The sequence below is a fragment of the Rhodoferax sp. genome, assembly GCF_028689295.1.
Classification (GTDB): Bacteria; Pseudomonadota; Gammaproteobacteria; order Burkholderiales; family Burkholderiaceae_C; genus Rhodoferax.
Genome location: NZ_JAQTWL010000003.1, coordinates 1 through 22,259, shown reverse-complemented (window position 1 = coordinate 22,259; position 22,259 = coordinate 1). Strand labels below are relative to the sequence as shown.

Genomic DNA, 22,259 nt, shown 5'->3' with positions numbered 1-22,259 from the left:
TGTCTTAGCGCCCGGGGGAATCCCATGTGAGAGAAGCACGCAGCAAGTGCTCCATGTCACGCTTGGCCTTGGCGGCAGCCGCGCTGTCGAGCCTGGAGGAGAAGCGCATCATGGTGTTGCCCATCGGGTCAACCACATAGATAAAGTCCTGCTGCGCTTTGCCGGCGGGCGCAGGCAACCAGCTGGCCAGGGTGTCGGCATCGACGCGCAGCACGGTGGCGCCGTCGTGCTTGAGGCCAGCTGCCAGCGCGGGCGCTACCAGCGCCTGGTCGTTGATCAGCCAGAGCCAGTCCAGGCGGTCCATGTCCTTGCCCAACATCAGGCGAAACTGGCGCAAGACCGTGAGTTGTTTTTGGCAGTCCTTGATGCAAGCCCCGCCATCGACCTTGACCAGCAGCCATTGCGCCTTGAGCGACGGCAAGGCCACCTTGACCCCATCAAGGTCTTCGCCTTGGGCTTGCGGCACCGGGCGCACTGGCGTGATCAATTCGCCAAAGCTGGCCTCGCCTTGCGGGCGCACCACGTAAAACACAAATAAGGCCACCAGCACTGGCAGTGAACAGGCCAGCAAGATCGCCAGCAGTTTCAGGCGCCCGCCCGCAGGCGCAACAGCGGCTGCGCCAGGCGTGGGCAGTGAATGCACCACCAGTCCCAAAACCTCATCGCTTGAAGGGTTCATTGGTCTGCACCTTTGCGAAAACTGGCGAACAGATAAAACAGGATCAGCGCCACGGCCATGCCAAACCACTGAAAAGCATAGCCACGATGTTTGCCAACCCGGTCATCCGGCGGAGGCCAATGGCGCACCAGCGTATCAGGCGCCTCACCACCCGTTTGCTGCAACACCACAGGTTGCAGCGGGTGTCCCAGCAGATTCTGAAAACGTGCCAGGTCCAGTTTGGCCCAGAGTTTGGGTGAACTTTCAGGATGGTCGGGCATTAAAAAAAACTTCTTGGTCGTGGGCACGGTGGCCAGACCCGTGATTTGAACACGCCCGGCAGGTGTCGCCACCACCGGCAGCACAGAACGCCCCAAGGTCCACCCCACCCAGCCACGGTTGATCAGGACCCGGGTTTCCGAGCCTTCGATTTTGAGCGGTGTGATGACGTGGACACCCGGCTGGTCATTTTCCTGACGGTTGTCCAGAAATATCTGATACTGCGCTTCATAGGTGCCCACGACCGTGAAGGGCGCATCCTGTGCGGCCTGCGGTGCCACCAATGATCCGTTCATCGTGGCGGGGCCCAATTGGCTGCGCTCGGCACGGCGTTCAAGCTCCTGCGCCAAACGCTCACCTTTGCCGCTTTGCCAAGCACCCAGGTAGCCAAACAGCATGACGCCAAGAAGCATGGCCAGGGTAGGAATCAGGCGGAATTGAAAATGCATGAAAGGTGATGGCTCTTGGTAAAAGCATAATGCAGTCAATTTTTAGAAGGACTGCGATGCTGGCGAAAATTTTAATTCTGGCGACCTTGGCATTGATTCTGGTGAGTCTATTCAGCGCCCTGGCCTTGCTTTACAAAAATGATGACGCCGATAAACGCAAACGGGTGGTGCAGGCGCTGACGGTGCGCATCAGCTTGTCCATCGCACTGTTTGCCGCCTTGTTGGCCAGTTTTTATTTTGGGCTGATTCCGGGCAGAGGTTAAGACCCCAGCGCAAACAACGCAAAGCCACTGGCCAGGCAGTGGCTTTGCGGCTCAGAGCGACGAAATGATCAATGCGCCGGGCAACCCGCACCCAGTCGGGTACGGGAACTGGCTTCAGAGAATGTAAACAAACACAAACAGGATCAGCCAGACCACGTCCACAAAGTGCCAGTACCAGGCCACTGCCTCGAAAGCAAAGTGGTTGTGCTCAGAGAAGTGACCTTTCATGCCACGCCCCAACATCACCATGAGCATGATGGTGCCCAAGGTGACGTGCAAGCCGTGAAACCCTGTCAGGATGTAAAACGTGGCGCCGTACACGCCTGCGCCGAGAGTCAGGCCCATCTCAGAGTAGGCGTGGGCATATTCATACACCTGAAAACCCATGAAGGTCATGCCCAGCGCCACCGTCATGGCAAGACCCAGCGTGAGCTGGCTTTGCTTGCCTTTGATCAGGCCCCAATGCGCCCAGGTGAGCGTGGCACCGGATGTCAGGAGCAGCATGGTATTGATGGCGGGAATGCCCCAGGCGTGCATGGGTGTGAAAGCGTCACCCAGCGGGCCGGCACTCGGCCAGACGTTGGTGAATTTGCCGTAGGGTGACAGCGACTCTTCAAAACCCGCCATCTCCGGCAAGGCGATGCGGCGGATGTAGTACAACGCGCCGAAAAAACAGGCAAAGAACATCACCTCGGAAAAAATGAACCAGACCATGCCAATACGGTACGAACGGTCTTCCCACAGCGTGTAGATGCCGCGCACATTCTCATTGATGATTTCGCCGAACCAGCCCAGGATCACATACAAAATCAGAGCAACACCAGCCAGCATGCTCCAGCCACCCTGGGCCGTGCCATTGAGCCGAAAGATGAAGCCGAGCGCCAGCAGAAAAATGCCCACCGACAAAAATGTCGAGTAATGACTGGCCGCAGGCACAAAATAGTGACCCCGCACAGCAGGTTGGGTAGCATGTGTCATTCTTCTATTTCCTTATCAAATCAGCTTTTGGCTTTAACGGCTTCAAAAAAAGTGTAGGAGAGCGTGACCGTTCCAAAGTCAGGGTCAAGCTTGGGGTTGACCACGAACACTACCGGCATGGTGCGGGTCTCGCCCGGCGCGAAGGTTTGCTGGCTGAAACAAAAGCATTCCAGCTTTTCAAAATACTGCGCGGCCACGGCGGGTGTGATGCTGGGGATGGCTTGCCCCACAAACACCTGGTCTGTGGTGTTGGTGATGGTGTAGTTCATGCGCGAAATCTCACCGGGATGGACGCGGATTGAAAAGCCTTCGGGTTTGAAATGCAAGCCTACGCCTGGCATCGAATGGCTCAAAAACTCGACCTTGACCGAGCGCGAAAAATCAATCTGGGTGTTTTTGTCGGCCACCATCGCCACCGCGTTGGTCTTCCCGTTGAGCCCGGTGATACGACAGATCAAGTCATAAAAAGGCACCATGGCAAAACCAAAACCGACAAAAAACAAGGCCACGAAGCCAAGCTTGATCCCCAGGCGCAGATTGCTGCGCTGGCGATCAAAGGCCGAGACACTCATCAGAAGGGACGGTATTTCCATATGGAACCCAAAAATATCGCCAGCACGATGGCGCCAAAGATATAACCCAAACGCCTGTTGCTGCGTTTGCGCTTTTCCCATTCGGCGGCATCCATCACCGGAACATCGGACTCGAATAATTTCATGGCTTCAGACCCGGTGCAACATTATTTGATGACCGGCGGGGTCTCAAAGGTGTGGTAGGGCGCAGGCGAAGGCACGGTCCACTCCAGTCCCTCAGCGCCTTCCCACGCTTTGTCACCAGCCTTGTCGCCGCCCTTGATGGTTTTGTACACGTTATAGACAAAGATCAAGTGGGCAGCGCCCAAAATAAACGCGCCAATGCTGGAGAGCATGTTCCACTCGGTGAACATCAGAGGGTAGTCAGGAATGCGGCGCGGCATACCGGCCAGACCGACAAAAAACTGCGGGATGAAGGTCAGGTTAAAGCCGACGATGGTGACCCAAAAGTGCCACTTGCCCAGCGTTTCGTTAAGCATGTGGCCGGTCCACTTGGGCAACCAGTAGTACACCGCAGCCATCGCGCCCATCACGGCCGTGGGATAGAAGGCGTAGTGGAAGTGCGCCACCATGAAATAGGCGTTGTGGTACTGCGGGTCGGCTGCCGCATCCGACAACGCCAGCCCGGTGACACCACCCCAGCCAAACAATACCAGCGAACCCAAGGCAAACAGCATCGGCGTCTCAAAACTCATGGAGCCCTTCCAGATGGTGGCAATCCAGCAGAAGAACAACACCGCCAACGGGAACGAAATCGCCATGGTGATGTACATGAAATAAATCTGGCTGCCCAGCGACATGCCGCTGGTGAACATGTGGTGCGCCCACACCACCAAGCCCAAACCTGCAATCGCCCAGAAGGAATACACCTGTGCTTTGTAACCATATATCGGCTTGCGCGCAAAGGCAGAAAACACGTGGGGCAAGGCGCCGGCAATGGGCAACAGCAGCACATACACCTCGGGATGGCCCATGAACCAGAAAATGTGCTGCCACAGCACCGGGTCACCACCACCGGCGGCATTAAAGAAGTGCGTATCGAAGTGACGATCCATCAACACCATCGTGACGCCACCGGCAAATACCGGCATGATCGTGATGAGCAACACGGCGGTCATCAGGAAACCGTGGGCAAACAAGGGCATTTTCATCAAGGTCATGCCCGGAGCGCGCATGTTCAAAATGGTCACGATGACGTTGATCGAGCCCAAAATGGACGACACACCGAGCATGTGGATGGCAAAAATGGCAAAGTCCATGCCCCAGCCGCTTTGAATCGACAGCGGTGCGTACAGTGTCCAGCCCGTGTCCACGGCGCCCGGGCCAATGCCCATCAAGCCCAAAAAGAACGGCAGCGTGAGCATGATCGCGGCTGGCGGCAAAATCCAGAAACCCCAGTTGTTCAAGCGCGGCAAGGCCATATCAGGCGCGCCAATCATCATCGGCAGCATGTAATTGGCCAGACCGGTGGCAACCGGCATGGCAAAGCCAAACACCATCACCAATCCATGTAAGGTAATCAGCTGGTTGAACAGCTCGGGTTGCACGAACTGCAGACCCGGCTGGAACAACTCCAGGCGTACCGTCAAAATCATGGCGCCGCCCACAAACAGCATGAGGAAACCGAAGATCAGGTACATGATCCCAATGTCCTTGTGGTTGGTGGTTTCCAACCAGCGAACCCATCCGCCTTTGTAATGCCCTTCATGGGAATCACTGACCGGCAAGCCATGCGCCATATCGTGTGCCATTACCAACTCCTTTTACTGAATTTCTGAAAATCTTGAATGATCACTGCGCCTTGGCCACCACGGCCTGGGCTACTGGCTCTGCCGCCGCCGCGGGCGCTGGTGCAGGCGCCACGGGCTTCTTGCTGGCCAGCCACTTGGCAAATTCTTCCTGGCTGACCACGTTGACCACCACCGGCATGAAACCGTGTTCCTTGCCGCACAACTCGGAGCACTGACCACGGTAGGTACCGGTTTTCTCAACCGTCGCCCAAAATTCGCGCAAGAAGCCAGGCACGGCGTCGCGCTTGACGCCAAAAGCGGGCACCCACCAACTGTGAATCACATCGTTGGAAGTGGTGATGAAACGAATTTTTTTACCGACAGGCAGCACCAGAGGGTTGTCCACTTCGAGCAGATAGTGCTCGCCCTTGGCCGCGCCGCTGTCGATCTGGTCTCGCGGTGTGATCAGGCGGCTGGTGTAGCTGACGCCTTCCGCCGGAAAATCGTATTGCCACAACCACTGGCTGCCCGTCACCTTGACCACCAGTTCGGCATCGGTCTTGGTGTCTTCGTACAACACGACTGCGTGATAGGCCGGAATGCCGAACACCACGTAGTCAATAAAGAACAACAGGGCAAACGGCGACAGCACCCAAAGCCACTGCTTGCGGTTGTTAGGCCCGGTGAATTTGCCAGCCTGGTAGCCCGCAGCTTTGTTGTGCGTGCGGAACGAATAGATCAGCAAGCCGAACACCAGAAAGAACATCACCAGGATCACCACCATGACCAGATTGTGCATGTGCAGCGTTTCACGGGCAATCGGTGTCACCGGCTCCGGAAAATTAAAGGCATAACCAGCCAAGGCTGCCGCCGAACCTAACGCCAGCAAAACACTCAAGCCAAACTTGTACAAGCTACGCATAAATCGCTGTCCTTCTTGTGGGGATGATGATCAACTATTGAACATGTAGTTGATATTTATCAATGTATTCTAATGGATGATCGCTCATAAATTGCCCGGAAACCACAGGGGGAAACCCCATGAGGTGGCCCCCTTCCCGGGCAATTTCAACGCGATCAGGGAGTCCAGAAAATGCGCGCGGTCGGCCACACCAAGAGCAACACAATGATGCAGGGCGCAACCGTCCAGGCAATCTCAACGGCCAGTGAACTGTGAAAATTGACCCGTTCCACGTCCGCACGCCGATGGTGGCGCCAGGCGGCCCACAGCAGCACGGCAAACGACAGGCCGAACACCAGCAGGCAGAGCAGCATCAGCGCCCAGCGAAAGTCAAATTCATTCATATTGATCCAGGCCTGGTTTGGGGACGGCACGCGTTGCCGCCTTGCCGCGCGTCAGCGCAGCACGCATCTGGTCCAGGGAAATTTCACTTTGGGCACTCACCGTCAGCTTGGGTGCCGGCTTGAAGGCATGGCCATAGACCACTTCAAAAGTGAGCTGCATGGCGCTATGTTCGATGGCTTGCAGCAACTCGCTGTGCCAGCGACGCCCGCGCAAAGCCTGAAAGCGCTCCAGATGGAGGTTGCGCCCCAGGCCCCTTAACTCCTGCAGCACGCGCTGCGGCGTCTCAAAGGTGAGCGTGATGCGCTCCATGTCCATCACCGGCTCGGCAAAACCAGCCGCCACCAACATGTCGCCCCAATCGTGCATGTCGGTGAATTCATGACTGGGCGCGGGCCAGCCCAAAACCCGGTAAAACGCGCGCAATTCCTTCAGCGTGTCGGGTCCCAGGCAGGAAAACATCAAGAAGCCATCCACCGCCAGCGCCTGATGCCACTGCTGCAGCAGGACCTGGGGCTGGTCGGTCAGGTGCAAGCTCATGTTGGCCCAGAGCATGTCGGCAGGCTCAGTGATTTGCGTGACCACCTGGGGCGTGGCCTGCAACCAGCGCTGCGCGTGCCACCAGGGCAGCGTGACCGCCCGCGCCACATGCTGAGCGCGCGCCGCGCTGGTCTCCACCAAAGTGCAGGCCGCCTTCGGATAGCGCTGCTGCAACAAGGCATGGCCCGCCAGCCCGCCATTGAGCGGCGCCCAATGCACCCAGCTCCGGGGCTGGCGCTTGATCCAGTCGAGCCGCTCCTGCATGCGCCGCGCCACCTCTTCGTGCAGCCAGGCAGGCTCGGCCACCGGCCGGTGGTGCCAGCGCCGCACGGCCTGTGGATCAACGGAGGGAGGGTTTTGGTCAGCCATAACGCATTTGGCGCATTCAAAAAAGAGACGCGAGTATATTGAATGGATGTTCACACGCCTGTTTTCAAGGATGTTGCGCCCACCTGCCAGCCAGTGCCGCGTCTGCCACAGCTGGCCGGCGCAACCCGTTTGCGACCCATGTGTGGCCGAATTTGCCCAGCCTCAGCACCGCTGCAGCACCTGTGCCCTGCCCTTGCCCGCCAGTCTGTCGCAATGCGGCATCTGCCTGAAAGAAGCGCCGCCGCTGGAAAGGTGCCTGGCGGCCGTGCCCTACGCTTTTCCCTGGGCGCATCTGATGGCCGACTTCAAGTTTCACGACCAACCGGCGCTGGTCAGATTCTTTGCCGATCTGCTCAAGGCCACGCCCTGGGTCGAGCATTCACTCGATGCCGCCGACCTGGTTCTGCCCATGCCGCTGTCGCGGCAACGCCTGCAAGTCCGCGGTTACAACCAGGCGCTGTTGCTGGCGCAGCAACTCAGCCCGCGCAAAACCCGCGCCGACGTCTTGCTGCGCATTGCCGAAACTCCGGCTCAGCACACCCTCAAGCGTGCAGAGCGGCTGACCAGCCTGAATCATGCCTTTGCCGTGGACCCGCTCAAAGCGTCTTTGTTGAAGGGCTTGCGCGTGGTGCTGGTGGACGACGTGATGACCACCGGCACCTCGCTCTACACCGCGGCGCGCGCGCTCAAGGCAGCCGGGGCCGCCCACATCACCGGTCTGGTGATCGCACGCACTGAATAGGATTGGAAAAGCTTGCGGGTCAGACCACTTGCATGACAATGCGGCGATGTTCCATATCGTCCTGGTCGAGCCCGAAATCCCCCCCAACACCGGCAACGTCATCCGCCTGGCGGCCAACACCGGCTGCACCCTGCATCTGGTGGAGCCATTGGGGTTTTCGATGGACGACAAGCACATGCGCCGCGCCGGACTGGACTACCACGAATACGCCACCGTCAAACGCCACGCCAGCTGGCAGGCCTTTCTGGATGATCAGCAGCCCTCGCCCGAACGGTTGTTTGCGCTGACCACTCGTGCCAGCCAGAACGTGTTTGAGGCGAGCTTCAAGGCCGGCGACTACCTGGTGTTCGGCTCCGAGACCAAGGGCCTCAGTGAGGTGGTGCGCCAGTCGTTCGCGCCACAGCAAACTTTCAAACTTCCCATGATGCACGGCCAGCGCAGCCTGAACCTATCCAACGCGGTGGCCGTGACCGTGTTCGAGGCCTGGCGGCAAAATGGCTTTGGCAGCCTGACGCCTTGAATTGGAAGCCATCAGCGGCAAAAGTCACCGCATAGTTGAAGAGCGTCAGCCATGCGCGGCGCATTGCCTTTGGGACGCATAATTACTGTCACAAAATCAAGAACAACCAGACGGGGAAGACTGCATTTCATGCTTGACGACATCAAAAAGACCCTTTGGGCCACCGCCAACAAGCTGCGCGTCAACATGGACGCCGCCGAATACAAGCACCTGGTGCTCGGCCTCATCTTCGCCAAGTACATCTCCGACATCCTGCGCAAATACAAGTACCCGCCAGACCTGCAGGATGCCGCGGTGGACCTGGTGCTGTAGTAGGCGCAGGTGATGGGAGAGCGTTGGGGTAAATGAATGGCGATGCGCTGAATTTGCCCGCAGAAACTCCCACTGAGCCTCAATCCTTACTCAGCTTGGGCCAACAGTTTTATTAACTCACCCTTGTCGATTAGTGCTTTTAGCTCGCTGGCACCACCTACCAACATGCCTTTGACGAACACCATCGGAAAGGTGGGCCAGCCAGTCCACATCTTGAGCGCATTTCGCTTACGCCAGGTATTGAAATAGTTGCCGTACTCCAAGTACTTGTGCGGCTGGTCTATCAGGTCCAGCGCCTTGCATGCGTTTTTTGGGAAAGGGTTCAAACCCATGCCAACCACCACCACATCGTTGCCTCGGACCGCTGCCATTACCTCCTGAACGATGGCCTGTTGATGGCCCGCGACCTTGCTGCGAATAGCTGGATGAATGTGTGTTTCGTCAAGAATCGGGCGTGGCATGGAGAACTCCGGAAGGGTTGAGGCGTCAGTATCGCCACAAAAAAATAGAGCCGGACTCGAACATCCGGATCGGCTCCAATGAAAAGGCCTCCGAGTATTACTACTTGGAGGCCTATGGACTGTCTGATGGTGCCGATTATCGGATTCGAACTGATGACCTACCGCTTACAAGGCGGTTGCTCTACCAACTGAGCTAAATCGGCACGGACGTCATTTTACATGACACAATTCACGTCTGAGTCAGGCCAGACGCCTGCTTACTTGATACGTGTGAGTGTCGGGCGCGCGCCAGTTTTGCTGGCGGCTGCCGGTTTTTTGCCGGGCTTTTTGGGCTCTGCAATAGTGGCTGCAGGAACGCTGGCCAGATGCGAAGGCGCTGGTTCAACGCTGACGCTGTCCTGGACTTGCGCCTCTGACGTTTGCGATGCGTCGCTGGCTTGCGCGCTAGGCTCATGGCGATTGGCTTTGGGGAAAGCCATGCCTTGGCCGTTTTCGCGCGCAAAAATGGCCATGACATGGTCCACCGGTACCATTACGTCGCGCGCCACGCCGGCAAAGCGGGCTTTGAACGACAGATAGTCGTTGCCAATCTGCAGGCCCACGGTGGAGTCATAGCTGATGTTGAGCACGATTTCGCCATCCTTGACGAATTCGCGCGGCACCTGGACCGCACCGTCAACCGCCACGGTCACGTAAGGTGTCAACCCGTTGTCGGTACACCATTCATGCCAGGCGCGGATCAGGTAGGGCTGGGACGATGTTGGCTCTAAGGATGGCTTCATTGAATCAGCACCGCCTCATTATTTGCGCATGACTTTTTCTGACGGCGTGAGCGCTTCGATGTAGGCCGGGCGCGAAAAGATGCGCTCGGCATATTTGAGCAAGGGCGCCGCATTTTTGCTGAGTTCGATGCCGTAGTAATCCAGACGCCAGAGCAGCGGCGCAATGGCCACGTCGAGCATCGAGAAGCCCTCGCCCAGCATGAACTTGTTTTTAAGAAACACAGGCGCGAGCTGGGTGAGGCGGTCACGAATGTGTGCCCGGGCCTTTTCCAGCGCTTTTTCGTTGGTCTTGGCGGTGCGGGATTCGAGCGTGATCACGTGGGTGAACAGTTCTTTTTCGAAGTTGAGCAGAAAAAGCCGGACGCGCGCCCGGTCGACCGGGTCGCCGGGCATCAATTGTGGGTGCGGAAAGCGCTCGTCGATGTACTCGTTGATGATGTTGGATTCATACAGGATCAGGTCGCGCTCCACCAAAATCGGCACCTGGCCATAGGGGTTCATGACGCTGATGTCTTCGGGTTTGTTGTACAGGTCAACATCACGAATTTCAAAGTCCATGCCTTTTTCAAACAGGACGAAACGGCAGCGATGTGAAAAAGGGCAGGTTGTACCCGAGTAAAGCACCATCATGGTGGAGGCTCCTAAAAAAGTAAAAGAGCGGGCGGCTGGTGAGCTGCCCACTCTGAAGGGTTGAACTACGCCGCCTGGAGGCTTTGTAGCAACCGGTGATCAATAGCTTACTTGATATCTTTCCAATACGCCTTGTTGAGTTGCCAGGTGAGGAAAGTCAACCCAGCCAGGAATATCAACACCCAGATGCCGATGTTCTTGCGCGTGGTTTGGGCGGGTTCAGCCATCCACTGCAGGTAGTTCACCAGGTCGCCAATGGTTTGGTCGTATTGGCCGGGGGTCATGCTGGACTGCAATTCCCACAGCACATGCGGCATGGCCACGTTGGGGAAAACGTGGTTGTTCCAGCCCGTGGGTTTGGTCTCGTCCCGGTAAAAGCCGCGCATGTAGGAATAAAGGTAGTCGGCACCCGAGCCACCCGCACCGGCACGCGAACGGGCGATGACGGTGAGGTCGGGCGGATTGACACCAAACCAGGCTTTGGCCTGTTGCGGATCGATGGCGGACTTCATGGTGTCGCCAATTTTGCTGTTGGTCACCAGCAGGTTGTCCTTGATCTGGTCTTGCGTCAGGCCGATATCGGTCAGGCGGGTGTAGCGCATGAAAGCGGCGGAGTGGCAGTTCAGGCAGTAATTGACAAAGACCTTGGCGCCACTTTGCAGGGCACCCATGTCATTGATGCGGTTGGGGGCCTTGTCCCAAGCGGCACCTACGGCAGCAGCCTGTACAGCGCCGGCCAGGCCCAGAGCCATGACCACACCAAGAACGAATTTTTGAGCGAGTCCCATGATTTTCATTTTTTGTTCTCCTGTTCAGTGGGCCGTGTAATTGACACGACCGGGCACTTGTTTGAACGTACCCAGGCGACTCCACCAGGGCATCAGAATGAAGAAGCCGAAGTAGAACAAGGTGCCGAACTGGGAAATGCGACCTGCGATCACGGAAACGGGTTGTGTTCCGAGATAGCCGATGACAAAAAAGTTGATGACAAAAGCGGCATAAAGGTACTTGTGCCAGGTCGGGCGATAGCGAATCGACTTGACCGGGCTGTTGTCCAGCCAGGGCAGGAAAAACAAAATCACGACCCCGCCGCCCATGGCGACCACACCCCAGAACTTGGCATCGATGGCCATCATCATGGCCACCACCACCAGGGCGCCGCCCACAATCACGGCCTTGAACAGGCTGGGCATCCTGATTTTGGCAACCGCCAGCACCGCGCCGACCAGCACGCAGCCGATAAGCACGTACATCATCTCGGTAGTGACCGCCCGCAACAGGGTGTAAAACGGCGTGAAGTACCAGACCGGGGCGATGTGCAACGGGGTCTGGAACGGATCCGCCGGGATGAAGTTGTTGTATTCCAGGAAATATCCGCCCATTTCAGGGGCAAAAAATACGATGGCAGAGAACACGAACAGGAACATGCTGACCGCAAAAACGTCGTGCACCGAGTAATACGGATGAAACGGAATGCCGTCGAGCGGGATGCCGTTGGCGTCCTTGGTGGCCTTGATTTCAATGCCGTCCGGGTTGTTGGAGCCGACTTCGTGCAAGGCAATGATGTGCGCCACCACCAGGCCCAGCAGCACCAGCGGCACGGCGATCACGTGGAAGCTGAAGAAGCGGTTCAGGGTGGCATCGCCCACCACGAAGTCGCCTCGAATCAGCAAGGCCAGGTCGGGGCCGATAAACGGAATGGCCGAGAACAGGTTCACGATCACCTGGGCGCCCCAGTAGCTCATCTGGCCCCAGGGCAGCAGGTAGCCCATGAACGCTTCGGCCATCAGGGCCAAAAAGATGCCGCAACCGAACAGCCAGATCAACTCGCGCGGCTTGCGGTAGCTGCCGTACATCAGGCCGCGGAACATGTGCAGGTACACCACAACAAAGAAAGCTGATGCGCCGGTGGAGTGCATGTAGCGGATCAACCAGCCCCAAGGCACGTCGCGCATGATGTACTCAACCGAGCCGAAGGCCAGGGCGGCATCGGGCTTGTAGTGCATCACCAAAAAGATACCCGTGACGATCTGGATCACCAGCACCAGCAGGGACAGTGAACCAAAGATATACCAGATGTTGAAATTCTTCGGCGCGTAGTACTCGCTCATGTGCTCCTTGAAGAGCTTGGAGAGCGGGAAGCGGTTGTCAATCCAGTTCAGGGTTTTGGCACCGGCCGAGGCATTGGGGGAGATTTCGTGAAAAGTAGCCATGTTGTTGCTCCTTAGGCTTTTTTGTCTTCACCAATGAGCAATTTGGTGTCGGAAAGATACATGTGCGGCGGCACTTCGAGGTTGTCTGGCGCTGGCTTGTTTTTGAAAACGCGCCCGGCCAGGTCAAAGGTAGAGCCGTGGCAGGGGCAGAAAAAACCTCCCGCCCAGTCGTCGGGCAGAGAGGGCTGAGGACCGGCCTTGAATTTTTCCGACGGCGAGCAACCCAGATGCGTGCAGATACCGACCACCACCAGATATTCGGGCTTGATGGAGCGGGTTTCGTCCTTGCGGGCGTAGTCAGGGGCCTGCTCGTTGGGCTTGCGTTGCGACAAGGGGTCGGCCAGCTGGTCGTTATGCTTTGGCAAAGCAGCCAGTTGTTCGGGCGTGCGGCGCACGATCCAGACCGGCTTGCCACGCCATTCGACCGTCATTTTTTCGCCTGGCTGGATGGCTGATATGTCGGCCTCAACCGCGGCACCAGCGGCTTTGGCGCGCTCGGAGGGTTGGAGTGAACTGACAAAAGGAACGGCTGCGGCGAGGCCGCCCACTGCTCCGGCACATCCAGATGCAATCAGCCAGGTTCTTTTACTCGGGTCGATGGGGCCGCTTGCGGCAAGCGTTTCACTCATGAGTGTCCTCAATGGAAAAGATGGATATTAGTAACAACCCTTGATTCTAACGGAGCCCTTTGTCACTTATGCGATATGGCGGTGTCGCCAAACCCCGCAACGTAGCGAGTTTTACACAATTGGCGTGCCACGCGAATGGCTTCGATCAGGCTGGCAGCATCGGCCCGTCCGGTGCCCGCAATGTCGAAGGCAGTGCCGTGGTCCGGGCTGGTGCGCACCAAGGGCAAGCCCAGCGTCACGTTGACGCCCTTGTCCACACCCAGATATTTCACCGGAATCAGGCCTTGGTCGTGGTACATGGCCAGCACCACATCGAACTCGCCGGGCTGGCCGTGTTGCGCCCGGGCGCGCATGAACACCGTGTCGGGGGCGATCGGGTCGCTGGCCAGCACCCCTTGCGCGCGCGCGGCCAGCACGGCCGGGCCAACGACGTCAAGCTCTTCGCGGCCGAACAGCCCGCCCTCGCCCGCATGCGGGTTCAAGCCGGCCACGCCGATTCTGGGCGGGTGCCCTAAAACTGCTTGCAGGGCGTGGTGGGTGATCAGCAAGGTCTGCAACACCTGGTCGAACGTCACCGCCGCCAAAGCCTGCAGCAGCGACACATGAATGCTGACCAGCACCACACGCAGCTCGTCGTTGGCCAGCATCATGCGCACCGGCAGTTGCGCCACCGTGGTCTTCACATGCGCCGCCGCCAATGCCTGCAGCAGCTCGGTGTGCCCCGGAAAAGCATCATAGGGTGCTCCAGCCAGCGACAACGCGGCTTTGTTGAGGGGCGCTGTGACCATGGCTGCCACCTCGCCGCGCAGCGCAGCGTTGGCCGCCCAGATCACGCAATCACCAGCCAGTTGTCCGGCCCTGGCGCTGACCCGGCCAAACGGGGGTGGCGAGGGTGGCGGCTCGCCTTGCAGCGCCGCCGAATCGATTTGCCATACCGGCACACAGCGCGGCGGGCAGTGCAGCGCCTCTTGCACGTCGCTCAACAGGGCCACCGGCAAGGCAACGCCGGCGCCAGCCACAACGCCTGCCGCACGGCGCAGGGTGGCCACATCGCCCACCACGAAACAGCCTCGCGTGAGATCAGGCGCATCCCGAAACGCTTTGACGATGATCTCAGCGCCAATGCCGGCGGGGTCGCCCAGGGTGACGGCAATGGGTCGGGAAAGTGAGCGTTCAGTCATGTCAGGCCGGGTTGTCGATGTCGATGAATTCGTGCACCAGCCCTAGTTGGGCGGCCACATGCGCGGCCACTGCCGGCGCGCCGTAGCGCTCGCTGGCGTGGTGGCCGCAAGCCAGATAGGCCACACCGCACTCGCGCGCATAGTGCGCTTGCGGTTCGGAAATCTCGCCGGTGATGAAGGCGTCGGCCCCGGCTGCGATGGCGGCCTCGAAATAACTTTGCGCGCCGCCCGTGCACCAGGCAATATTTTTGATCGCCTTATGTGCATCATCCACCAGCACCACCGGTCGATTCAAGGCCATTTGAATCTGCTGTGCCAAGTCTTGCGACGACGCAAAAGGAGCGCCATCAGCGCGCTGCCCGAGACAGCCCAGCTCCTGCTCGCCAAAACGGGCCTGCGCCAACAGCCCCAGCCGCAGGCCAAGCTGCGCGTTGTTGCCCAAGTCGGGATGTGCATCCAGCGGCAAATGGTAGGCAAACAGGTTGATGTCATGCGCCAGCAGCAAAGCCAGGCGCTGCTTCATCCAGCCGGTGACGCGGCCGTCCTGGCCACGCCAAAACAAGCCGTGGTGGACAAAGATGGCATCTGCCCGGGCCGCAATGGCGGCATCGATCAAGGCCCGGTTGGCAGTCACGCCCGAGACGATTTTTTTTACCTGGGCGCGGCCTTCCACTTGCAGGCCGTTGGGGCCGTAGTCGCGAAAACGCTCGGGTTGCAGCAGCGCGTCAAAAGCGTTCAAGAGTTCGGCTCGTTCACACATGTCTGGGTCAGATCCTTTATCGCTGCGATGATAAACGGACAAGTCAAGCAGCTTTCTCGAACCACCCGATGGCCAACCGTACGGACATCAGGCAGGGGTCGGCTCTTGAAATGGGTCAGGACACCTACAATTTATCGAGATGTTTCTTGTTCCATTTTCACCGGGCCACGCGCCTGCATCGTCATGAAAAGATTTTGGCTCCTGTTTTCCCAGTCTGTCACGGTGCTGCTGGCCGCCTATTTTGTGGTTGCCACGCTCAAGCCGGCCTGGCTCGATGGCCGCGGCATCCGGTCAACCACTGTCGCCCTGATTGAGGCACCCGCCACGAAAGCAGCCACCGTGCCGCCCGGGAGTTTCCGGCTGGCGGCGCAAAAGTCTTCGTCGGCCGTGGTCAGCATCAACACCAGCAAGAACGCCAGATCGGGTCCGCACGACATGGACCCGTGGTTCAAATTCTTTTTTGGCGAACAAGGCAATGCGCCGCAGGTGGGGCTGGGCAGCGGCGTGATTGTGAGCGCCGATGGCTATATTTTGACCAACAACCATGTGGTGGAAAGCGCCGATGAGATTGACGTCATCCTCAATGACAGCCGTCGCGCGCCCGCCAAGGTCATCGGCACCGACCCCGACTCCGACCTCGCCGTACTCAAAATCGAGTTGGACCGACTGCCAGTGATGGTGCTGGGCAACTCCGACAGCCTGCAGGTGGGCGACCAGGTGCTGGCCATCGGCAACCCCTTTGGCGTCGGCCAGACCGTAACCAGCGGCATTGTCAGCGCGCTGGGGCGAAACCAGTTGGGCATCAACACCTTCGAGAACTTCATCCAGACCGATGCCGCCATCAACCCCGGCAATTCAGGTGGCGCGCTGGTGGACATCGAGGGCAACCTGCTGGGCATCAACACCGCGATTTACTCGCGCTCGGGCGGCAGCATGGGCATTGGCTTTGCCATTCCTGTGTCCACCGCCAAGCTCGTGCTCGAAGGCATTGTCAAAGATGGCCAGGTCACGCGCGGCTGGATTGGCGTGGAGCCCAGCGAGTTAACCCCTGAATTGGCGCAAACCTTTGGCGTGTCAGCCCGACAGGGCGTGATCATCACCGGTGTGCTGCAGAACGGCCCCGCCGCTTTGGCGGGCATGAAGCCGGGCGATGTGGTGACCGCTGTCGCGGGGCGCGAGGTCCACAACGTGGCCGAGTTATTGACCCAGGTGGCAGCACTCAAGCCTGGCACGGCTGCCGCATTTGAGGTGCAGCGCGCCGATGGCAAAACAAATTTGCAGGTCACCCCCGGCGTACGACCCAAAGCGCGCCGTCAGGCACAGTAATTTGTTCAGCTTTGACTGCCGGTCGTTTCAGCAGCCTCATCGGGCGCTTTGGTTTGCCGAATGAAGATTTGCGCAGCCCAGATGCCCACTTCGTACAGCAGACACATGGGAATGGCCAGCGCCAGTTGCGACACCACATCCGGCGGCGTCACGATGGCCGCGATGATGAAGGCCAGCACGACAAAATAGCCGCGGAATTCCTTGAGCTTTTGAATGCTGAATATGCCCATGCGCGCCAGTACCACCACCACGACCGGCACTTCAAATGCCATGCCAAAGGCCAGAAACATCGACAGTACAAAGCCCAGATAAGCCTCGATGTCGGGGGAAGCTGTGATGCTGGCCGGGGCAAAGCTCTGAATAAAGGCAAAAACGCGGCCAAAGACGAAAAAGTAGCAGAACGCAACGCCCATGAAAAACAGCACGGTGCTCGACACCACCAGCGGCAGAACAAGTTTTTTCTCGTGCGAGTACAGGCCGGGCGCCACGAACGCCCACAACTGATAGAGCACCACCGGCAAGGCGATCATGAAGGACGCCATCAGCAGCACCTTGAGCGGCACCATGAAGGGCGACACGACCGAAGTCGCTATCAGCGTCGCCCCCTTGGGCAGATGGGCCACCAGGGGCGCAGCCATCAGGTCGTACAACGCCCCTGGGCCGGGATAGATGCCCAACACAACAGCGACCACTGCAACGGCTATAAACGCTTTGACCAAGCGGTCGCGCAACTCAACCAAGTGGGCCACAAACGGCTGCTCGGTACCGGCCAGCTCGTCGTCTTTTTGGGGGGAATCAGTCATCAATTGAATTTGGTGGGGCGAAACCGCGCAACCCGGGCCGCGCCCGACAGGGCTTTGGTGCGCACACCGGCGCGGGCCTTGAACCAGTTGGGCGTGGCCCCTTGCTTGAGGCGCCAATTTTTATTGGGGTGACGGTACTCGGGCACGACTTCCGGCAGGGTGACCTGATAGTCTGAACCAGGCTCGGAGGCCGTGCTGGTGGCCTCGGCCCAGGTTTTTTCGAAATCTGACGCACTGGTTTGCATCGACTGGCTGACATCCTTGGCCGCGCTCTCGACCGTTTCCTTCATCTTCTTGAGCTCATCGAGCTCCATGGAACGACTGACCTCAGCCTTGACATCGCTCACATAGCGCTGCGCCTTGCCGATCAGGGCGCCGACGGTGCGCGCCACACGTGGCAATTTTTCGGGGCCGATGACGATCAAGGCCACCGCACCGATCATGACCAGCTTGGAAATACCCAGATCAATCATGCGAACCTAGCGCCAGGCCAGAACCCGCCAACCATGCACTGATCACGACTTTTGCTTGGCTTCCACGTCGATCGTGGTTTTTTCAGCGGCGGCAGCATTGGCCACCTGGGCGCTCTCGGCAGGCTTTTCTTCAGGCGCAGCGCCGCCCTCCTTCATGCCTTCTTTGAAGCCCTTGACCGCGCCCCCAAGGTCGCCTCCGAGGTTTTTGAGCTTTTTGGTGCCAAACACCATGATGACGATCAACAGAACAATCAACCAATGCCAAATAGAAAATGAACCCATTGCGGTCTCCTAATGAATGCGTGGATTTTAATGGGCGCACCTGATTGGCGCGCCGGAAAAGGAAAATTTAACCCCGCAACCAGGGGCGTGGACCGCCCATGACATGCACATGCAAATGGTGCACCTCCTGAGCGCCTTCGGCACCTGTGTTGGCCAGCATCCGGAAGCCGCCCTCGGGGTAGGGATTGCAGCCTTCCTGCAAGGCCAGTTTGGGAATCAGCACCATCATGCGCCCCATCAGTGCCGCGTGCTCCTCCGTCAACAGCGCCATGGACGGAATATGCAGCTTGGGAATGATCAGGAAATGCACCGGCGCCCACGGGTGGATGTCGTGGAAAGCGTACAACTCATCATCTTGATAAACCTGCTTTGACGGGATTTTGCCAGCCACAATTTTGCAAAACAGACAATCCGGATCACTCGGAACCACGTGTTCGATCATGCTGGTATCTCCATTGGCACACCTTTGTTCATGCGCACCATGCCCAGCACGATGCGGTACAGGAACCAGACCGAAATGGCCAACCAGGCCAGCCAGCCCGGCAGGAACAGCAGCAGCCAGAGCGGCGCCGTGACCAAGTAGAGCAGCGCTGCGATAATGACCGTGCGAATGCGCCAGCTGAAGTGCGAAGCGTGCCAGGTTCCCGCCGCGTCGTCGCGCTTGACCAGGTCGATCACCAACGCAATGATGAGCAGCAGCGGGCCGAACTGGCCGCCCGGAATCAGCGCGCCCACTGCCACGATTAAATGCAAGACGTAGCTGACTGTCCCCCAAGCATTGAGCCCGTTGAGCGTTTGCAGGTCCAGTTCGCGCCACTCTGCACCAGCCTTGGGGTTTTCAGGGGTGGTGAAATCCTGGGTCATGAGTTTTCTCCTTGAGACTGCGCCTCGCGCGCCTTGACCTTGCGCATGGCTTTTTCTTCCAGACCGCTGGTGCCTTCGCGGCGCTGCAGTTCGGCAATCACATCAGCCGGACTCAGGCCGTAATGGGCCAGCGCGATCATGCTGTGAAACCACAGGTCGGCCACTTCACAGACGATCTTGCGCTTGTCGCCACCGTGGTCGGCGTCCTTGGCTGCCATCACCACCTCGGTAGCCTCCTCGCCAATTTTTTTCAGAAAGGCGTCCGGGCCTTTGTGCAGCAGCCTCGCCACATAGCTGGCCTCGGGGTCGCCACCTCGGGCCGGCAGGCGCGAGGCGATCACGGCGGCCAGTGCCGCCAGGGAATCGGCAGAATTTTTATCGGGGCTCATCAGCTTTTGTAAATGGTTTGCGGGTCTTTCAGAACCGGATCAACAACTTTCCAGGCGCCATTGTCATACACCCTGAAAAAACAGCTGTGACGTCCGGTGTGACAGGCCAGACCCGGTGTGTGGCCGGTTTGCGTGACCTTGAGCAAAATCACGTCCTGATCGCAATCAACGCGGATTTCATGCACGGTTTGCACGTGGCCGGACTCCTCGCCTTTGAACCACAGTTTGTTGCGCGAGCGGCTGAAATACACAGCGCGCCCCAGCTCAGCGGTTTTTTGCAGCGCCTCGCGGTTCATCCAGGCCATCATCAGTACATCGCCACTGCCCTGCTCCTGCGCAATGGCAGGAATCAGGCCTTGCGCGTCCCATTTCAGTTGATCGAGAAAGTTCATGGGCGAATTGTCGATGATTGGCCAGCCAACCTCAGGAGAATTGTTGACGACAGAGCAAACCCCTTCGCGTTGCCTTGGGCCGTGGCGCAAATTTTCAGATTCTGACCGGGATGCCGCGCACCGCCATATGGGCCTTGGCCTGCGCCACGGTGAACTCGCCGTAATGAAAAATGCTGGCCGCCAGCACTGCATCGGCGCCGCCAATTTGAATGCCGTCGGCCAGGTGGTCCAGCGTGCCGACGCCGCCCGATGCGATCACGGGCACGCCCACCGCGTCGCTGACCGCCCGGGTGAGTTCCAGGTCAAAACCCGCCTTGGTGCCATCTCGGTCCATGCTGGTGAGCAAAATCTCGCCTGCGCCAAAGTCGGCCATCTGGCGCGCCCAGGCCACCGCATCCAAGCCGGTGTTCTTGCGCCCGCCGTGGCTATAAACATCCCAACCTTCACCCAGGATTTGCCCACTGGCACCCAAGCGCTGAAGATCAGCACCGCTACGACGTTTGGCATCAATCGCCACCACGATGCACTGTGCGCCGTATTTGCCCGAGGCGTCGCGAATGACCTGCGGATTGGCAATGGCTGCCGAGTTGAAACTGGTTTTGTCAGCGCCAGCGTTGAGCAGGCGGCGCACGTCATCGACCGTGCGCACGCCACCGCCCACGGTGAGCGGGATGAAAACCTGGCTGGCCACCGCCTCGATGATGTGCAGAATCAAATCGCGCCCGTCGCTGGTGGCGGTGATGTCGAGAAAAGTGAGCTCGTCAGCGCCCTGCTCGTTGTAGCGCGCAGCGATTTCTACCGGGTCACCCGCATCGCGCAACTCGACAAAGTTGACGCCCTTGACGACCCGCCCGCCGGTGACGTCAAGGCAGGGAATGATGCGCTTGGCTAGCACGGTAATGTCTGCTGATCAGCCATTCAGCTCATCAGCCAATTCTTGTGCAGCTTCAAAGTCCAGATCGCCACTGTAAATGGCGCGACCGCAGATGACGCCGTCGATGCCTTCGTCTTCCACTGCGCACAAGGCTTCGATGTCAGCCATGCTGCTCAGGCCGCCCGAGGCGATCACCGGAATCGTCAGCGCCTGCGCCAGGCGCACCGTGGCCTCGATGTTAATGCCAGTGAGCATGCCGTCGCGGCCAATGTCGGTGTAGATGATGGATTCGACGCCGAAGTCTTCGAACTTCTTGCCCAAATCCACAACATCGTGGCGCGTGAGCTTGCTCCAGCCGTCAGTGGCCACCTTGCCGTCCTTGGCATCCAGTCCGACGATGATGTGGCCGCCAAAAGCCGTGCAGGCATCCTGCAAAAACCCAGGGTTACGCACCGCCGCAGTACCGATGATGACGTAGCGCAAGCCAGCATCCAGGTAGCGCTCGATGGTGTCCAAGTCCCGAATGCCGCCGCCCAGTTGCACATCGACCTCGCTGCCTATCGTTTTGAGTATTTTGCGAATCGCCGCCTCATTCTTGGGCTGTCCGGCAAAGGCGCCATTCAAGTCCACCAAATGCACCCGGCGCGCGCCCTTGTCAACCCAGCTGCGCGCCATGATCGATGGCTCTTCGCTGAAGGTGGTGGAAAGTGCCATGTCGCCTTGCTGCAGGCGCACGCAATGGCCGTCTTTAAGATCAATCGCGGGAATTAAAAGCATGATGCTTCAGTGGGAGGGAGTGAATAGGCTTCGGCTGGCGCAGCCATAACGGTGAGACAAAGAGTTCAAGGATTCCAGTGGAGGAAATTACGGTACAGGCTCAGGCCATGTTCGGCGCTTTTTTCAGGGTGAAACTGGGTGGCAAAAATATTATCACGGGCAATGGCCGAACTAAAGCGCTGACCATAGTCGGTTTCGCCCACGCTGTGGCGTGGATCAGACGGTTTGGCGTAAAAGCTGTGAACAAAATAGAAATAGCTGCCGTCTGGCACGTCGCCCCAAACTGGGTGCGGAGCGCCGCCATGGTTGTTGCGCCACACTTGGTTCCAGCCCATTTGCGGCACCTTGTAGCGGCTGCCATCGGGTTGCAGTTGACCCGCCAGATCGAATTTGATGACCTCGCCATGAATCAGGCCCAAACCTGGCGTATTCCCCTCCGCGCTGTGGTCCAACAGCATTTGCATGCCCACACAGACGCCAAACAAGGGTTTGCTGGCAGCGGCCTCCAGCACCGACTGTTGCAAGCCCGATTCGCGCAGCTCGCGCATGCAATCCGGCATGGCGCCCCGGCCCGGCAGCACAATGCGTTGGGCAGCACGCACCACATCGGGGTCTTGGGTGATCACGACTTCAAAGCCAGTGCCCACAGCCGCCGCTTGGACTGCTTGCGAGACAGAGCGCAAATTG

General features: G+C 58.7%; 32 protein-coding genes and 1 tRNA gene. 5 read left to right on the top strand and 28 right to left on the bottom strand.

The genetic code is table 11. The features are described from left to right. Positions 1 to 4: 4 nt before the first annotated feature. Together PHF15_RS04060 and PHF15_RS04055 are read right to left on the bottom strand one after the other, a co-directional pair. Entirely contained in the window at positions 5 to 679 is a 675-nt protein-coding gene (locus tag PHF15_RS04060) for a hypothetical protein (RefSeq protein WP_300119156.1), read from the bottom strand. Continuing rightward, on the bottom strand, positions 676 to 1,386 hold the full coding sequence (locus PHF15_RS04055) for an SURF1 family protein (protein ID WP_300119154.1): 711 nt from the start codon (positions 1,384 to 1,386) through the stop codon (positions 676 to 678). Before PHF15_RS04055 ends, PHF15_RS04060 begins: the two co-directional genes overlap by 4 nt. An 8-nt stretch (positions 1,387 to 1,394) precedes the next feature. Between PHF15_RS04055 and PHF15_RS04050 the strand changes: the two genes are divergently transcribed. Beyond that, a complete protein-coding gene (locus PHF15_RS04050; RefSeq protein WP_300119152.1) occupies positions 1,395 to 1,649 on the top strand; it encodes a DUF2909 domain-containing protein in 255 nt (84 codons plus the stop codon). 114 nt (positions 1,650 to 1,763) lie between these two features. Here the strand turns inward: PHF15_RS04050 and PHF15_RS04045 are convergent, their stop codons facing one another. From PHF15_RS04045 to PHF15_RS04015, 7 genes are all read right to left on the bottom strand, one after another. Continuing rightward, entirely contained in the window at positions 1,764 to 2,627 is an 864-nt protein-coding gene (locus PHF15_RS04045) for a cytochrome c oxidase subunit 3 (RefSeq protein ID WP_300119150.1), read from the bottom strand. Positions 2,628 to 2,647: 20 nt separating this feature from the next. Then, positions 2,648 to 3,199, bottom strand: coding sequence for a cytochrome c oxidase assembly protein (locus PHF15_RS04040; protein WP_300119148.1), 552 nt, complete (start codon positions 3,197 to 3,199; stop codon positions 2,648 to 2,650). After that, entirely contained in the window at positions 3,199 to 3,345 is a 147-nt protein-coding gene (locus PHF15_RS04035; protein WP_300119146.1) for a hypothetical protein, read from the bottom strand. The genes PHF15_RS04040 and PHF15_RS04035 overlap by 1 nt, the downstream gene beginning before the upstream one ends. 21 nt (positions 3,346 to 3,366) lie before the next feature. Next, entirely contained in the window at positions 3,367 to 4,971 is a 1,605-nt protein-coding gene (locus tag PHF15_RS04030) for a cytochrome c oxidase subunit 1 (RefSeq protein ID WP_300119144.1), read from the bottom strand. 40 nt (positions 4,972 to 5,011) lie between these two features. Continuing rightward, on the bottom strand, positions 5,012 to 5,872 hold the full coding sequence (gene coxB, locus PHF15_RS04025) for a cytochrome c oxidase subunit II (RefSeq protein ID WP_300119142.1): 861 nt from the start codon (positions 5,870 to 5,872) through the stop codon (positions 5,012 to 5,014). A gap of 155 nt (positions 5,873 to 6,027) precedes the next feature. Next, a complete protein-coding gene (locus tag PHF15_RS04020) occupies positions 6,028 to 6,255 on the bottom strand; it encodes a cytochrome c oxidase subunit II transmembrane domain-containing protein (RefSeq protein WP_300119140.1) in 228 nt (75 codons plus the stop codon). Further along, positions 6,248 to 7,162, bottom strand: coding sequence for a biotin synthase (locus tag PHF15_RS04015; protein ID WP_300119138.1), 915 nt, complete (start codon positions 7,160 to 7,162; stop codon positions 6,248 to 6,250). The genes PHF15_RS04020 and PHF15_RS04015 overlap by 8 nt, the downstream gene beginning before the upstream one ends. Positions 7,163 to 7,208: 46 nt before the next feature. On the opposite strand from PHF15_RS04015, the gene PHF15_RS04010 reads away from it, so the two are divergent. The 3 genes from PHF15_RS04010 (at position 7,209) to PHF15_RS04000 (ending at position 8,736) form a co-directional block, all read left to right on the top strand. Then, positions 7,209 to 7,904, top strand: a complete 696-nt coding sequence (locus PHF15_RS04010) for a phosphoribosyltransferase family protein (RefSeq protein WP_300119137.1) — start codon at positions 7,209 to 7,211, stop codon at positions 7,902 to 7,904. Positions 7,905 to 7,950: 46 nt separating this feature from the next. Continuing rightward, complete coding sequence (gene trmL, locus PHF15_RS04005; RefSeq protein ID WP_300119135.1) at positions 7,951 to 8,424, top strand: tRNA (uridine(34)/cytosine(34)/5-carboxymethylaminomethyluridine(34)-2'-O)-methyltransferase TrmL; 474 nt, start codon at positions 7,951 to 7,953, stop codon at positions 8,422 to 8,424. A 129-nt stretch (positions 8,425 to 8,553) separates the two neighbouring features. Beyond that, positions 8,554 to 8,736, top strand: a complete 183-nt coding sequence (locus PHF15_RS04000; protein WP_300119133.1) for a type I restriction-modification system subunit M N-terminal domain-containing protein — start codon at positions 8,554 to 8,556, stop codon at positions 8,734 to 8,736. 86 nt (positions 8,737 to 8,822) lie between these two features. Here PHF15_RS04000 and PHF15_RS03995 read toward each other — a convergent pair whose 3' ends face one another. The 9 genes from PHF15_RS03995 to PHF15_RS03955 all read right to left on the bottom strand — a co-directional run bounded on the left by PHF15_RS03995 (position 8,823) and on the right by PHF15_RS03955 (position 15,392). Continuing rightward, the gene (locus PHF15_RS03995) at positions 8,823 to 9,197 is read right to left on the bottom strand and encodes a glutaredoxin (RefSeq protein WP_300119131.1); all 375 of its coding nucleotides are present in this window, start codon (positions 9,195 to 9,197) and stop codon (positions 8,823 to 8,825) included. Between the two features lie 127 nt (positions 9,198 to 9,324). Further along, a tRNA-Thr gene (locus PHF15_RS03990) sits at positions 9,325 to 9,400 on the bottom strand. A gap of 54 nt (positions 9,401 to 9,454) precedes the next feature. Then, a complete protein-coding gene (locus PHF15_RS03985; protein ID WP_300119129.1) occupies positions 9,455 to 9,979 on the bottom strand; it encodes a ClpXP protease specificity-enhancing factor in 525 nt (174 codons plus the stop codon). An 18-nt stretch (positions 9,980 to 9,997) separates the two neighbouring features. Then, entirely contained in the window at positions 9,998 to 10,609 is a 612-nt protein-coding gene (locus tag PHF15_RS03980; protein ID WP_300119127.1) for a glutathione S-transferase N-terminal domain-containing protein, read from the bottom strand. A 107-nt stretch (positions 10,610 to 10,716) separates the two neighbouring features. Continuing rightward, positions 10,717 to 11,406: a cytochrome c1 gene (locus PHF15_RS03975; RefSeq protein WP_300119125.1), complete on the bottom strand. Its 690-nt coding sequence runs from the start codon at positions 11,404 to 11,406 to the stop codon at positions 10,717 to 10,719. A gap of 15 nt (positions 11,407 to 11,421) precedes the next feature. Beyond that, positions 11,422 to 12,822: a cytochrome bc complex cytochrome b subunit gene (locus tag PHF15_RS03970; protein WP_300119123.1), complete on the bottom strand. Its 1,401-nt coding sequence runs from the start codon at positions 12,820 to 12,822 to the stop codon at positions 11,422 to 11,424. Positions 12,823 to 12,833: 11 nt separating this feature from the next. Continuing rightward, positions 12,834 to 13,451 carry a ubiquinol-cytochrome c reductase iron-sulfur subunit gene (petA, locus tag PHF15_RS03965; protein WP_300119121.1) on the bottom strand — a complete coding sequence of 206 codons (618 nt, stop codon included), beginning with the start codon at positions 13,449 to 13,451 and terminating at the stop codon, positions 12,834 to 12,836. 62 nt (positions 13,452 to 13,513) lie between these two features. Continuing rightward, a complete protein-coding gene (gene pdxA / locus PHF15_RS03960) occupies positions 13,514 to 14,632 on the bottom strand; it encodes a 4-hydroxythreonine-4-phosphate dehydrogenase PdxA (RefSeq protein ID WP_300119120.1) in 1,119 nt (372 codons plus the stop codon). Position 14,633: 1 nt separating this feature from the next. Beyond that, positions 14,634 to 15,392 (bottom strand): Nif3-like dinuclear metal center hexameric protein, encoded by a 759-nt coding sequence (locus tag PHF15_RS03955; RefSeq protein ID WP_300119119.1) that lies wholly within the window; start codon positions 15,390 to 15,392, stop codon positions 14,634 to 14,636. Between the two features lie 183 nt (positions 15,393 to 15,575). Here PHF15_RS03955 and PHF15_RS03950 point away from each other — a divergent pair, with 183 nt between their 5' ends. Next, on the top strand, positions 15,576 to 16,718 hold the full coding sequence (locus PHF15_RS03950; protein WP_300119117.1) for a trypsin-like peptidase domain-containing protein: 1,143 nt from the start codon (positions 15,576 to 15,578) through the stop codon (positions 16,716 to 16,718). Between the two features lie 5 nt (positions 16,719 to 16,723). On the opposite strand, the gene tatC is transcribed toward PHF15_RS03950, so the two are convergent. The 10 genes from tatC to hisH form a co-directional block, all read right to left on the bottom strand. Further along, positions 16,724 to 17,521: a twin-arginine translocase subunit TatC gene (gene tatC / locus PHF15_RS03945; RefSeq protein WP_300119115.1), complete on the bottom strand. Its 798-nt coding sequence runs from the start codon at positions 17,519 to 17,521 to the stop codon at positions 16,724 to 16,726. Continuing rightward, positions 17,521 to 17,994, bottom strand: coding sequence for a Sec-independent protein translocase protein TatB (gene tatB / locus PHF15_RS03940; RefSeq protein WP_300119113.1), 474 nt, complete (start codon positions 17,992 to 17,994; stop codon positions 17,521 to 17,523). The genes tatC and tatB overlap by 1 nt, the downstream gene beginning before the upstream one ends. 42 nt (positions 17,995 to 18,036) lie before the next feature. After that, on the bottom strand, positions 18,037 to 18,276 hold the full coding sequence (gene tatA, locus PHF15_RS03935; protein WP_296540793.1) for a Sec-independent protein translocase subunit TatA: 240 nt from the start codon (positions 18,274 to 18,276) through the stop codon (positions 18,037 to 18,039). A 67-nt stretch (positions 18,277 to 18,343) separates the two neighbouring features. Beyond that, positions 18,344 to 18,718 carry a histidine triad nucleotide-binding protein gene (locus PHF15_RS03930; protein ID WP_300119112.1) on the bottom strand — a complete coding sequence of 125 codons (375 nt, stop codon included), beginning with the start codon at positions 18,716 to 18,718 and terminating at the stop codon, positions 18,344 to 18,346. Further along, positions 18,715 to 19,140: a hypothetical protein gene (locus PHF15_RS03925; RefSeq protein ID WP_300119111.1), complete on the bottom strand. Its 426-nt coding sequence runs from the start codon at positions 19,138 to 19,140 to the stop codon at positions 18,715 to 18,717. Before PHF15_RS03925 ends, PHF15_RS03930 begins: the two co-directional genes overlap by 4 nt. After that, a complete protein-coding gene (locus PHF15_RS03920) occupies positions 19,137 to 19,529 on the bottom strand; it encodes a phosphoribosyl-ATP diphosphatase (protein ID WP_300119110.1) in 393 nt (130 codons plus the stop codon). The genes PHF15_RS03925 and PHF15_RS03920 overlap by 4 nt, the downstream gene beginning before the upstream one ends. Beyond that, complete coding sequence (hisI, locus tag PHF15_RS03915; RefSeq protein WP_300119108.1) at positions 19,529 to 19,921, bottom strand: phosphoribosyl-AMP cyclohydrolase; 393 nt, start codon at positions 19,919 to 19,921, stop codon at positions 19,529 to 19,531. The genes PHF15_RS03920 and hisI overlap by 1 nt, the downstream gene beginning before the upstream one ends. 94 nt (positions 19,922 to 20,015) lie before the next feature. Beyond that, complete coding sequence (hisF, locus tag PHF15_RS03910; protein WP_300119107.1) at positions 20,016 to 20,816, bottom strand: imidazole glycerol phosphate synthase subunit HisF; 801 nt, start codon at positions 20,814 to 20,816, stop codon at positions 20,016 to 20,018. A gap of 15 nt (positions 20,817 to 20,831) precedes the next feature. Continuing rightward, complete coding sequence (hisA, locus tag PHF15_RS03905; RefSeq protein ID WP_300119105.1) at positions 20,832 to 21,572, bottom strand: 1-(5-phosphoribosyl)-5-[(5-phosphoribosylamino)methylideneamino]imidazole-4-carboxamide isomerase; 741 nt, start codon at positions 21,570 to 21,572, stop codon at positions 20,832 to 20,834. A gap of 65 nt (positions 21,573 to 21,637) precedes the next feature. Further along, a partial coding sequence (hisH, locus tag PHF15_RS03900; RefSeq protein ID WP_300119103.1) for an imidazole glycerol phosphate synthase subunit HisH occupies positions 21,638 to 22,259 on the bottom strand: 622 nt, incomplete at its 5' end.